11 protein-coding genes are annotated in these 12,700 nt (G+C 71.2%); all 11 read left to right on the forward strand.

Features of this window, described 5'->3' with window-relative positions:
- Positions 1-39: 39 nt before the first annotated feature.
- The 11 genes from LG396_RS22235 (at position 40) to LG396_RS22285 (ending at position 12,607) form a co-directional block, all read left to right on the forward strand.
- Positions 40-1,416 carry an ABC transporter substrate-binding protein gene (locus LG396_RS22235; protein WP_225796106.1) on the forward strand — a complete coding sequence of 459 codons (1,377 nt, stop codon included), beginning with the start codon at positions 40-42 and terminating at the stop codon, positions 1,414-1,416.
- Positions 1,413-2,372 carry a carbohydrate ABC transporter permease gene (locus tag LG396_RS22240; protein ID WP_225796107.1) on the forward strand — a complete coding sequence of 320 codons (960 nt, stop codon included), beginning with the start codon at positions 1,413-1,415 and terminating at the stop codon, positions 2,370-2,372. The genes LG396_RS22235 and LG396_RS22240 overlap by 4 nt, the downstream gene beginning before the upstream one ends.
- On the forward strand, positions 2,365-3,237 hold the full coding sequence (locus tag LG396_RS22245; RefSeq protein WP_037744017.1) for a carbohydrate ABC transporter permease: 873 nt from the start codon (positions 2,365-2,367) through the stop codon (positions 3,235-3,237). Before LG396_RS22240 ends, LG396_RS22245 begins: the two co-directional genes overlap by 8 nt.
- Positions 3,238-3,335: 98 nt before the next feature.
- Positions 3,336-4,754, forward strand: a complete 1,419-nt coding sequence (locus LG396_RS22250) for an L-fucose/L-arabinose isomerase family protein (RefSeq protein ID WP_018839720.1) — start codon at positions 3,336-3,338, stop codon at positions 4,752-4,754.
- Positions 4,755-4,832: 78 nt separating this feature from the next.
- Positions 4,833-6,413: a sugar ABC transporter ATP-binding protein gene (locus LG396_RS22255; RefSeq protein ID WP_225796108.1), complete on the forward strand. Its 1,581-nt coding sequence runs from the start codon at positions 4,833-4,835 to the stop codon at positions 6,411-6,413.
- 7 nt (positions 6,414-6,420) lie between these two features.
- Positions 6,421-7,650, forward strand: coding sequence for an ABC transporter permease (locus tag LG396_RS22260; RefSeq protein ID WP_225796109.1), 1,230 nt, complete (start codon positions 6,421-6,423; stop codon positions 7,648-7,650).
- On the forward strand, positions 7,647-8,657 hold the full coding sequence (locus tag LG396_RS22265; RefSeq protein ID WP_225796110.1) for a substrate-binding domain-containing protein: 1,011 nt from the start codon (positions 7,647-7,649) through the stop codon (positions 8,655-8,657). The genes LG396_RS22260 and LG396_RS22265 overlap by 4 nt, the downstream gene beginning before the upstream one ends.
- A 5-nt stretch (positions 8,658-8,662) precedes the next feature.
- A complete protein-coding gene (locus LG396_RS22270) occupies positions 8,663-10,156 on the forward strand; it encodes an FGGY-family carbohydrate kinase (RefSeq protein WP_225796111.1) in 1,494 nt (497 codons plus the stop codon).
- 150 nt (positions 10,157-10,306) lie between these two features.
- On the forward strand, positions 10,307-10,963 hold the full coding sequence (locus LG396_RS22275; RefSeq protein ID WP_225796112.1) for a hypothetical protein: 657 nt from the start codon (positions 10,307-10,309) through the stop codon (positions 10,961-10,963).
- The gene (locus tag LG396_RS22280; RefSeq protein ID WP_225796113.1) at positions 10,945-11,937 is read left to right on the forward strand and encodes a hypothetical protein; all 993 of its coding nucleotides are present in this window, start codon (positions 10,945-10,947) and stop codon (positions 11,935-11,937) included. Before LG396_RS22275 ends, LG396_RS22280 begins: the two co-directional genes overlap by 19 nt.
- 82 nt (positions 11,938-12,019) lie before the next feature.
- Positions 12,020-12,607 carry a dihydrofolate reductase family protein gene (locus LG396_RS22285; RefSeq protein WP_018839713.1) on the forward strand — a complete coding sequence of 196 codons (588 nt, stop codon included), beginning with the start codon at positions 12,020-12,022 and terminating at the stop codon, positions 12,605-12,607.
- Positions 12,608-12,700 lie beyond the last annotated feature (93 nt).

The following is a 12,700-nucleotide window of genomic DNA, read 5'->3' on the forward strand; positions in this document are numbered from 1 at the left end:
CCCCTCGTACCGCACCCATCCGACAGACAGGGGCACGACATGCTCCAGCACGGCAACGGCGCCGTCCCCGCCCGGGGCGCCCCCTCGCGCCGCCGCTTCCTCGGCGGCACCGCGGGCGCCGCCGCCGCGACGGCGGCCGCCGCCACCCCGCTGCTCAGCGGCTGCGGCGGGTCCGCGAGCGCCGACGGCGGCACGCTGAAGTTCTGGCACTTCTACGACCCGAAGGCGTCCGACCCCGCGATGGTCGCCCAGTCGAAGTGGTTCGACCAGCTCATCAAGGGCTGGAACGACACCCACGACGTCAAGATCGAGCCGTACTTCGTCCCCGGCGTCAGCTACCAGGGCTCGAAGATGGTCACCGCCTTCGCCGCCGGCGCCGGGCCCGACATCTTCCTGCTCAGCCCCGGCGACTTCACCCGCTACTACAACGGCGGCATCCTCGCCGACCTCACCCCCCACCTCGACGACGGCGTCGTCGAGGACTACGGCACCAGCCTCACCAGCCGCACCGTGGACGGCAAGGTCTACGCCCTGCCCATGGAGGTCGAGCCGCTGGCCATGTTCTACAACGTCCCCGTCTGGGAGAAGGCCGGCCTCTCCGAGGCCGACATCCCCACCACCTGGGACCAGCTCCTCGACACCGGCGACAAGATCCGCAGCAAGACCGGTGCCGCCGGCCTCGTCTTCCACACCGACCCCGGCTACTACCAGAACTTCACCTGGTACTGCTGGATGTGGCAGGGCGGCGGCGAGGTCGTCGACAAGGCCGGCAACGTCGCCTTCGACTCCAAGGGCGCCCGCCAGGCCCTCGCCCTCTGGCAGGACGCGGTCGAGGCCGGCATCGCGCCCCGTACGCTCCCGGCCGCCGACGACCGCATCACGGCCTTCACCTCCGACCTGGCCGGCATGTGGCAGATCGGCATCTGGGAGGTCCAGGCGTTCAAGGCCGGCGCCCCCGACCACGAATACGGGGTCTTCAAGCTGCCCGTACCGCCCGGCGGCGAGTACACCACCACCCTCGGCGGCTGGTCGTTCTGCGCCAGCACCCAGGGCGCCAACCCCGACGCCGCCGCCGAGTTCTGCGGCTGGGCCCTCGGCGGGATGTCGGACGAGTCCATCGACCGCACCGTCGAGTGGTGCACGGGCGTGAAGTCTGACATCTCCCCGCGCACCTCCGCGCTGGAGCGCGGCGCCGAGCGCGGCGGCTACGACTCCTGGGCGATGAAGACGTTCAAGGAGGACATCTTCCCCGGCGGCCGCGCCGAGCCCCGCTACCCGCCGATCGTCTACAAGGCGATCTCGGACGCCATCCAGGCCACCATGCTCGCCGGCAAGGGCGTGGACGGCGAGGCCGACCGCGCGGCCCAGACGATCGACGCCTTCTTGAAGAGCTACCAGGGGGCGAGCCTGATATGACGAGTATCGCCACACAACAGGCGCGCGCCCCCGGCGCCGCCGCCGCGCAGGCCGCCCCCGCGGGCCGCCGGCGGCTCGGCCGCAAGGGCCGGGAGCGGCTGGCCGCCGCGCTGTTCCTGCTGCCAGACGGCCTCGGCCTGGCGCTCTTCGTCGTCCTGCCGATGCTGCTGTCGTTCCTGCTGAGCTTCTTCCAGGTCTCGGGCTTCGGCTCGTACGAGTGGATCGGCGTCGGCAACTACGAACGCATGGTCAACGACCCGTACTTCTGGTCCTCGATGGGGGTCACCGCGAAGTACGTCGTCCTCATGGTGCCGACGCTGTTCGTGGTCAGCCTCAGCCTCGGCGTGCTGATGAAGCAGATGCTGCCCGGCATGTCGGTGTACCGCACCGCGCTCTTCCTGCCCCACATGCTGAGCCTGGTCGTCGTCGGCCTGCTGTGGAAGTTCATGCTCGACGACCAGACCGGCGTGGTGAACAAGGCCGGCGGCGAGCTGGGCCTGGGCGCCCGCTCCTGGCTCGGCGACCCCGGCCTCGCGCTGTACGCGGTGATCGCGGTCACGGTCTGGTACTACATGGGCTACTACATGATCATTTTCCTGGCGGGTCTCAACGAGATCCCCCGGGAGCTGTACGAGGCAGCGAGGATCGACGGCGCCGGCCCCTGGACCTCGTTCCGGCGGATCACCTGGCCGCTGCTGAAGCCCACCAGCTTCTTCGTCCTCATCGTCAGCACGGTCGCCGCGATCACCGGCACCTTCGACCTCATCTTCGTGCTGACCGACGGCGGTCCCGCCAACGGCACCGCCGTGGCGATGTTCTACATCTACCAACAGGCGTTCGTCTTCGGCGAGTACGGCTACGCCGCGGCCCTGGGCTCCTTCCTGGTGCTCGTGATGGTCGCCCTGTCCTGGCTGATCTTCAAGGCGACCAAGGGCGGGAGGTTCGACGATGAGTAGCGACACCCTGGCCGGCGGCGGCCCCGCCGCCCGCCCCACCCCGCTGCGCGGCCCCGGCCGCCGCCGCGCCCGCGCCGGGCTCACGGTGCTGGCCATCGTGGTGTCGGTGCTGAGCATCTTCCCGGTCCTGTGGCTGATCACCTCGGCGCTCAAGCCGCGCGAGGCCGTCACCGACGGCAAGCTGCTCCCCGACGACGTCACCTGGGAGAACTTCCGCTACGTCCTCACCGAGGTGGCCTTCGACCGCTGGCTGTGGAACAGCTTCTTCACGGCCGCGATCATCACGGTCCTCGCGCTGTTCTTCCACTCGATGGCCGCCTACGCCCTGGCCCGCCTGCGCTTCCCCGGCCGCGACGGCATCTTCGTCGTCATCTTCTCCACGCTGCTGATCACCCCGCCGGTGATCCTCATCCCGCTGTTCATCGTGGTCCGCGAGATGGGCATGCTCGACAGCTACGCGGCCCTCATCATCCCGGCGATCTTCAACGCCTTCGGCATCTTCCTCCTGCGGCAGTTCTACCTCGGCATCCCGCGGGAGCTGGAGGAGGCGGCGATCGCCGACGGCGCCGGCTACTGGCGGATCTACCGGAGCATCATCCTGCCGCTGTCCCGGCCCATCCTCTCCGCGCTGTCGGTGTTCTTCTTCCTCGCCAACTGGAACGCCTTCGCCTGGCCGCTGGTCGCCACCAGCAGCGAGAACCTGACCGTCACCCAGGTCGGCATCGCGTCCTTCACCACCCAGTACGGCTCGAACTGGAACTACATCCTCGCCGCCGCCGTGGTCGCGGTGATCCCGATGCTGATGCTCTTCCTCTTCTTCCAGCGCCAGATGGTCGAGTCCATCAAGACCTCCGGCCTCAAGTAACGCGCCGCCGCCCGCCGTACGCGACCTGCCGTACCCGGCGGACGTACCGCAGCACCGCCACCACGCATCACAACCGCACGCAATTGGAGGCCAGCCACATGGCACGCATCGGTCTGCTGTCCATCTCCGACGGCCGGGACTACGTCCAGCGGGACGTACGCGACCACGTCTCCCGCGCCGCGCGCGAGCTGGCGGCCATGCTCGGCGACGCCGGGCACGAGGTGATCGTCGCGCCCGAGCACGTGGAGTCCAACGTCCTCGCCACCTCGCAGGCCCGCTGGCTGGCCGAGCGGCACGTGGACGTGACGATCTTCCACCACTCCGTGTGGACGTTCCCGCACTTCACGATGCTGGCCGCCGAGGCCACGCCGGGGCCGATCCTGATGGTCGCCAACCTCGACCCGCAGTTCCCCGGCATGGTCGGCCTCCTCGCCGGCGCCGGCGGCCTCGACCAGATCGGCCGCGTGCACGCCCGCGCCTGGGGCGACCTGGCGGATCCCGCGGTACGGGACCGGATCCTCACCCACGTCCGCGCGGGCGCCGCCGTCCAGCAGCTGCGCGGCTCCACCTTCGGCCGGATCGGCGGCCGGCCCATGGGCATGTACACCGCCACCGCCAACACCGACCAGTGGATGAAGGTCTTCGGCGTCGACGTAGAGGAGATCGACCAGTGGGAGATCGTGCGGCGCAGTGAGAACGCCGACGCGGCGCGGGTGAAGAACGCCCGCAGCTGGATCGAGCGGCACGCGGCCGGCGTCCACTACGACGGCGACCGGCTCACCCCCGAGCTGCTGGAGCGGCAGATCCGCTCGTACTACGCGATGCGCGAGCTGATCGAGGAGTGGAACCTCGACTTCTCCGGCATCAAGGGCCAGCCGGAGCTGACCGCGAACTTCGCCACGATGGACGTCGCCGAGGCGTTCCTGAACGACCCGTACGACTGGGAGGGCCCCAAGGAGACCCATGTCACCTCCACCGAGGCGGACATGGACGCGGCGATGACGATGCAGCTCCTCAAGCTGCTCTCCGGCGACCCCGTGCTCTTCGCCGACATCCGGCACTACGACAGCGACAAGCAGGTCTGGGACCTGTGCAACTCCGGCCAGCACGCCACCTGGTACGCGGCCCGCTCGGACGACCCCGCGGAGAACATGCGGCACGTCAGCTTCCTCCCGGAGGTCTTCTACTTCCCGGCCGGCGGCGCCTCCGTCCAGCACCTGGCGGCTCCCGGCGCGATGACCTTCGCCCGGCTGACGCGGCTGCGCGGCGAGTACCGGATGCACGTGATGCGCGGCGACCTGGAGCAGTACGACGCGGAGACCAACGAGCGGATGATGCGCGCCACCACCTGGGAGTGGCCGCACGCCTTCGCGCGGCTGAGCCCCACGGCGGAGGAGTTCCTGACCCGCTTCGGCAGCAACCACATCCACGCGGTCCCCGGCGACTACGTCGCCGACCTGCGCGCGGTCTGCGACCAGCTGGGCATCGCGTACGACGGCTTCGGCGACGCGGCGTAGCCGCGGGCTCCGCGGCTTTCCCCGCCCGGCGCGGGACCGGCCATCCGACCAGCAACGGAAGGTGAGGCATCCAACCGCATGTCCAGCGACGCGAAACCGCCCCTGCTCGCGATGCGCGGTATCGCCAAGTCCTTCCCCGGCGTGCGCGCGCTCAAGGGGGTCGAGCTGACCGTGCACGCCGGGGAGGTGGTCGCGCTCCTCGGGGAGAACGGCGCGGGCAAGTCGACGCTCATGAACGTCCTCGCCGGGGTCCACCCCGACTACGAGGGCGTCATCGAGCGCGACGGCGCGCCCGCCGCCATCCACTCGCCCAAGGACGCGCAGCGGCACGGCATCGGGATGATCCACCAGGAGCTGAACCTCGTCCCCGAGCTGTCCGTCGCCGAGAACGTCTTCCTCGGCCGCGAGCTGCGCACCGCCCGCGGCACCGTCGACAAGAAGGCCCAGGAGGCCCGCGCCCGCGAGCTGCTCGCGGGCCTGGGCCTGGCCGTGCCGCCGCGGCGGCTGGTCAAGCACTGCCGGCTCGCGGAGCAGCAGCTCATCGAGGTGGCGAAGGCCCTCAACCTCGACGTGCGGCTGCTCGTCATGGACGAGCCGACCTCGGCGCTCGCCGACGCCGAGGTACGGCGCCTCTTCGCCGTCATCCGCGACCTGACCGCCCGCGGCGTCGGCGTCGTGTACATCTCCCACCGGCTGGAGGAGCTGGAGGAGATCGCCGGCACCGTCACCGTGCTGCGCGACGGCGCGTACGTCGGCACCCGCCGCATGGCGGAGACCACCCGGGCCGAGCTGGTCCGGCTCATGGTGGGCCGCCCGCTCGGCGAGCTGTTCCCGCGCCGCCCCGAGCAGCATTGCGGCGGCGAGGTGCGGCTCGCGGCCGAGGGGCTGACGTACGTCTCGCAGGACGGCGGCCCGTCGCTGTACGGCGTGGACGTCTCCGTACGCGCCGGGGAGATCGTCGGGATCGCCGGGCTGATGGGCGCCGGGCGCAGCGAGGTCCTCCAGGCGCTCTTCGGGCACTACGGGACCCGGGCGCATGGCCGGATCACGGTGGACGGCCGCCCGTACCGCCCGCGCAGCCCCGGCCACGCCATCCGCCGCGGCCTCGCGCTGGTCGCCGAGGACCGCAAGGGGCAGAGCCTCGTCACGGCCAACACCGTGCGGTTCAACGGCTCGCTCGCCGCCCTGGCCCGCTACCGCACCCCGTGGCGCACGGTGCACAAGCGCCGCGAACGGGAGGCGGTCGCCGGGCAGATCGAGGCGCTGAAGGTGAAGACGCCCGGCATGGAGACCGCCGTGCAGCACCTGTCCGGCGGCAACCAGCAGAAGGTCGTCCTCGCCAAGTGCCTGCTGACCAGGCCGAGCGTGCTGCTCATGGACGAGCCGACGCGCGGCATCGACGTCGGCGCCAAGGCCGAGATCCACCGGCTCATGGACGAACTGGCCGCGCAGGGCACCGCGATCCTCGTGGTCTCCTCCGAGCTGCCCGAGCTGATCGGCATGTGCGACCGGGTGCTGGTCCTCTGCGAGGGCCGGCTGACCGGCGAGTTCCACCGCGATCCGGCGCGCGGGCCGCAGGCCGGCCAGGAGGCCGTCCTCACCGCGGCGATGGCGCGCGAGACCGTCACCACCCACCACCTTCGAGGGACGCGGAGCTGACGCGGAGATGACCAAGACCCAGCCGGACCCGGCGCCCGCCGGCGGCGAAGGCCCGGACGGCACCCACGGGCCCGGCGGCCCCGGCGGCCCGGACGGCACCGGTGCGGTGTCGCGGGCCCGGCGGATCCTGCCGGTGCTCGGCTCGCTGCAGGCGTACATCGGCCTGATCCTCATCGTCGCCATCGGCGTGATCACCAAGGGCGACGTCTTCCTCAACCAGACCAACCTGACCAACGCCGTGGGCGCGTTCGCCACCCGCGGCATCCTCGCGGTCGGCGTCACGCTGGTCATCCTGGCGGCGGGTATCGACCTGTCGGTCGGCTCGCTGATGGGCTTCGCCTCGATGTCCGCGGCCATCATGGTGGCCCACCACGACATGCCCGTCTGGCTGATCGTGCCCGCGTGCATGCTCATCGGCGCCGGCTTCGGCCTGGCCAACGGCATTGGTACCGCCTGGCTGAAGATTCAATCGTTTGTCATGACTCTGGCGATGATGTCGATCGCCAGAGGACTCGACAGAAAGATGAGCGACAACGAGTCGGTCGGCACCCTGGTCGCCGGCCCGGACGGCGAACTCACGGAGAACTCCGAGTCGTTCCAGAAGCTCGGCACCCCCGACAACAACGTCCTCGAAGGCATCCTCGGCCCGGACGGCATCTACTTCCCCGTCCTCGCCTTCCTCATGGTCTGCGTCGTCTTCCACCTCCTGCTGTCCCGCACCACCTTCGGCCGGCACATCTACGCCGTCGGCGGCAACCCCACCGCCGCCCGGCTCTCCGGTATCAACGTCACCTTCGTCATCATCGCCGTCTTCACCCTCTCCGGGATGCTCGCCGGCTTCGCAGGACCCATCGACGCGGCGTACAGCGTCTCCGCCGACCCGCAGGCCGGCTACACGTACGAACTCGACGCCATCGCCGCCGCCGTCATCGGCGGCGCCTCCCTCGCCGGCGGCAAGGGCACGATCATCGGCACCTTCGTCGGCGCGCTGATCCTCACCCTGCTCGACAACGTCCTCGGCCTGAACGCCGTCGACGACAACTGGCAGCTGGTCATCAAGGGCTCGATCGTCGTCCTCGCGGTCGTGCTGCAACGCCCCGACCTGCTGCAGAGCATCAAGAACGGCATCGACAGGCTACGCGGCGGCCGATCCCGTACGGGACCGGGCCGCACCCCCGACAAGGCCCAGGTCCCCGGGCCCGCCTCCGCACCCGCCTCCAAGGAGACTCCACGATGAGCAGCAGCACCCGCACCCTGCGCCGAGCGCTCACCGCCGCCACCGCCGTGCTCGCGGCCACCGCCCTGGCCGCCGGCTGCGCCTCGAAGACCGAGGAGGGCGGAGGCGGCGGCGAGAAGGGCGCCGGCGACGAGTTCGTCATCGGCTACTCCCAGGCCAACAACGCCGAGCCGTACCGCGCCCAGCTCAACAAGCAGCTGGAGCACTACGTCAAGGACTACCCGAACCTGAAGCTCCTGCCGATCGCCGACGCCCAGCAGGACAACGCGCAGCAGGTCAGCCAGATCCAGCAGTTCGTCCAGCAGAAGGTCGACATCCTCATCGTCTCGCCGAACGAGCCCGCCCCCGTCACCCCCGCGGTCGAGCAGGCGTGCGCCGCCGGCATCCCCGTGATCATCCTGGACCGCACCGTCGACACCGACTGCTACACGTCCTTCATCGGCGGCGACAACTTCGAGATCGGCAAGAAGGCCGGCGAGGCCGTCGTCAAGGAGCTGCCGGACGGCGGCAACGTCGCCGAGCTGCGCGGACTGCTCTCCACCGAGCCGCAGAAGCAGCGCCACGACGGCTTCATGGAGGCCATCGGCGAGAACCCCGGCATCAAGGTCGTCGAGGAGCGCGAGGGCAAGTGGCTCCAGCCCGAGGGCACGAAGATCATGCAGCAGTGGCTCGCCCGCGGCACCGACATCGACCTCGTCTACGCCCACAACGACCCCATGGCCATCGGCGCCCAGCAGGCGGCGAAGGCCGCGGGCAAGGACGAGATCAAGTTCATCGGCATCGACGGCCTCGCCATCCCCGACGGCGGCATCCGCGCCGTCCAGCAGGAGCGGATGGCGTACACCTACCTGTACCCGACCGGGGCGGAGGAGGCCGCGAAGACCGCCGCCGACATCGCCGCGGGCGAGAAGGTGGAGAAGAAGCAGACCCTCGGCACGGTGGAGATCACCGAGGCCAACGCCGAGGACGTCTACGCCAAGTACGACATGAGCGGAAAGGTCGACTGACACCCATGGGGCTCCTCCTCGGCATCGACATCGGCACCTCGTCGTCCAAGGGCGTGCTCGTCCGCGGCGACGGGACGCTCGTCGCCCAGGCCGTACGCGAACACGCCACCGCCACCCCGCGGCCCGGCTGGGTCGAGCACGATGCCGAGGAGGTGTGGTGGGCCGACTTCACCGCGCTGACCGCCGAGCTGACGGCCGCGGCGGGCGCGGCGGGGGAGACGGTCGACGCCGTCGGCGTCAGCGGGATCGGCCCGTGCCTGCTGCCCGTCGACGAAGCCGGCACCCCGCTGCGGCCCGCGATCCTCTACGGCGTCGACACCCGGGCCGGCGCCGAGATCGAGGCGCAGACCGCCCGGTACGGCGCGGAGGCGGTCATCGCGCAGTGCGGCTCGCCGCTGACCAGCCAGGCCGTGGGGCCGAAGCTGGAGTGGCTGCGGCGGCACGAGCCTGAGGTGTACGCGCGCACCCGCCGCTGGTACATGGCCAGTTCGCTGCTCGCGCACCGGCTCACCGGCGCGTACGTCCTGGACCACCACTCCGCGAGCCAGTGCACGCCGCTGTACGACCTGCGCGAGCGGCGCTGGATCGCGGAGCGGTGCGAGGAGATCGCGCCGGGGCTCCAGTGGCCGGAGCTGGTGTGGCCCTCCGACGTCGTCGGGGAGGTCACCCCCGCCGCCGCTGCCGCCACCGGCCTGCCCGCCGGGATCCCCGTCGTCGCCGGCACGGTCGACGCCTGGGCGGAGTCCACGGCGGTCGGCGCCACCGGTGCGGGGGACCTGATGCTGATGTACGGCACGACGATGTTCCTGGTCAACGTCGTCGAGCAGCCGGTGTCCAGCCCGAAGCTGTGGGGCACGGCGGGCGCCTTCGCCGGAACGTACTGCCTCGCCGCCGGCATGGCCACCTCCGGTGCCGTCACCGGCTGGCTGCGCGACCTCACCGGCTCCGACTACGCCACCCTCGTCGCCGAGGCCGCCGCCGTCCCGCCGGGTGCCGAAGGGCTGCTGATGCTCCCGTACTTCGCGGGCGAGCGCACCCCGCTCTTCGACCCCGACGCCCGCGGCCTCGTCCACGGCCTCACCCTGCGCCACACCCGCGGCCACCTCTACCGCGCCGCGCTGGAGGCCACCGCGTACGGCGTCCGCCACAACCTCGCCGCGATGACCGAGGCCGGCGGCGCACCGGCCAGGCTCGTCGCGGTCGGCGGCGGCGCCCGCGAGCTGTGGACGCAGATCGTCTCCGACGTCACCGGGCAGGAGCAGCAGATCCCCCGCCACCTCGTCGGCGCCGCGTACGGTGACGCATTCCTTGCCGCCGTCGGCGCCGGAACGGCGTCGCCCCGGGACATCTCCGACTGGAACCCCGTCGAGTCGACGGTCACCCCCGACCCCGCCGCGGGCCGCGTCTACGCCCAGCTCTACGCCCACTACCTGGACCTCTACCCGGCGACGAAGGACATCGCCCACGCGCTCGCCGCCCGGCAGCACGCGGACGCCTGACCGGAGACCGGGCCGCGGCCCGCTATCACGCTTCTGTGACTGCATGGTTGCTTTCCTGCCATCGAAGACGCGACCTCACTTCGCTAATCTCGTTGAGGCATAACGGGGGCACGTGGCTCCCCTCCCAGAAGCGACGGAGGGAACCGCACGATGAGAGCGCGTAGGAACGGGACCCGGGCGGCGGCAGCGGCCGCGGTGGCCGCAGCCGCGCTGCTGCTGGCCGGCTGCGGCGGCGACGACGGGGGTTCGTCGTCCGGCGACAAGATCGAGGGCGCGGGGTCGGGCGACCAGGAGCCGTCCGCCGAGCCGTCCGAACCGGAGCCCGGCGCTCCGCAGTTCGACCTCCCGGACGACGTCCAGGTCGAGGTCGCCGAGGACGCCACGGGGGACGAGCAGAAGGACGCCATCCTGCGGGACCACGGCTACGCGCTGATGGCCCAGCAGGAGGCGTACGCGGCGACCGAGGCGACGCCGAACTTCTCGAAGTACTGGGCCGGCGAGGCCGCCGCGACGTTCGAGGCCGACTTCGCCGAGTACCGCAAGGACGGCGTCACCATCACCGGGCTCGACGCCTTCTACTTCCGCGAGGTCACCTCGCTGAAGGACGGCCGCGCCGTCGTCGCGTACTGCGAGGACCAGAGCAAGGCGTATCTGAAGAACGCCGAGAGCGGGAAGGTCGACAAGACCCCGACGACGCTGAACTCCTACATCGACGCGCGCGCCACGATGGAGAAGAGCGGCGGCGGCTGGCAGGTCGTGGACTACCAGGCAACCAGGGGGAGCAAGGAATGTCGCGACGAAGCCTGACACACCGCACGCGCGCCGGCGCCACGGTCTCCGTGCTGGCCTGCGGGCTGCTGCTCGCCTCCGCCGGCGGGGCGGTGGCCGACCGCGGCACGGGGACCACCGACACGGGCGGCGGCGGCACGAGCGGGGGCGACGGGATCTCCGCCGTCGTGTACGCCTACCACAGTCCGGAAGGCGGCCAGCCGATGACCAGCTCGACCGGCAACTGGTCGCCGCCGGTGTGCTGGTTCGAGCCGCGGTACACCAACGACGCGCTGGCCAAGCACAACGAGGAGATGGAGGACAAGGGCCCGCTGGAGGGCATCGACCACGACACCGCGGAGAACCGCAAAGAGGAGACCGACGCCCACAAGGACAAGGACGGCATGTGGTGGGAGCGCACCCCCGTCATGTCGCCGCGCTCCTGTGAGATCGGCGAGCTGTGGATCTGGGTGGACCGCGGCGACCCCGACCCGCCGGCCGACGCCGTCGACCCGGAGATCCTCGCCGGGCTGGCGTACGACAGGACCAAGCTCCCGGCGCCGCCGGTGGACCTCAAGCCCAACGACGACCGCAACGTCGTGAACCTGCCCACGAAGATCGAGTTCAGTGAGCCGCTGGACCGCGTCTGGACGACGGCCAGCCTCGTCAACGCGCAGGCCGGCATCAACATCGCGGCCACGACCGTCGCCGAGCCGGTCTCGCTGCGCATCGACGCGGGCACGGAGTACGCCGAGCCGTCGTCCTGCACGTACGACCTGGTCAAGGCGGGCGGCGGCTACGAGGTCAACAGCGAGGGCGCCGGCTGCAACATCACGTACCGCAAGTCCTCCGGCGAGGGTACGTACCCGATGGAGGCCCAGATCGTCTGGGACGTCACCTGGAACCCGACGGCGAGCCCCGACGGGGAGCCGGCGAACGGCGACCTGCCCGACGGGCTGTCGGTCACCGAGCAGGCGGTGACCGTGAAGGAGATCCAGACGGTCGTCCGCTGACCTGGTTCTTTATCCTGATCAAGGCGCCCCCGGCCGGAGAGGCCGGGGGCGCCTCGCACTGTGCCGAACGAAGGAAACCGTCATGCGCAAGCTCGTCTACTACATCGCCAGCACCGTCGACGGCTTCATCGCCGGCCCGGACGGCTCCGACCCCACGGGTCCGGGCGGCTTCTGGCCCGTCCCCGCCGACTACCTGGAGCACCTCGTCGCGCACTACCCCGAGACGCTGCCCGTCATGGCGCGCGAGGCGCTGGGCGTCACGGCGGAGGGCACCCACTTCGACACGGTCCTGGAGGGCCGCAAGTCGTACGAGATCGGGCTGGCCGCCGGCGTGCCCGACGCGTACCCGCACCTGCGGCACCTGGTCTTCTCCACGACGCTGGGGGAGAGCCCGGCCGAGGCGGTCGAGGTGGTCGCCGGGGATCCGGTGGCGCGGGTGGCGGAGCTGAAGCAGGAGGACGGCAAGGACATCTGGCTCATCGGCGGCGGCGCGCTGGCGGCGTCGCTGTACGGGGAGATCGACCGGCTGATCATCAAGCTGGGGCCGCTGACGACGGGCACGGGCATCCCGCTGTTCGGACGCGACGCGGCGTTCGACCCGCGGGTGTGGAAGCTGGCGGGGCACGAGGTGATGGAGAGCGGCGCGGTGTTCCTCACGTACGACCGGTGAGGACGGAGGCGGACCGGGCGGGGGGGGGCGGGGGGGGGGGGCCCCGCGCCCCCCCCCCCCCCCCCCCCGGGCCGCCCCGGGGGGGCCCCGGCG

The sequence above is a fragment of the Streptomyces aculeolatus genome (assembly GCF_020400605.1).
In the GTDB taxonomy this organism is placed as follows: Bacteria; Actinomycetota; Actinomycetes; order Streptomycetales; family Streptomycetaceae; genus Streptomyces; species Streptomyces aculeolatus.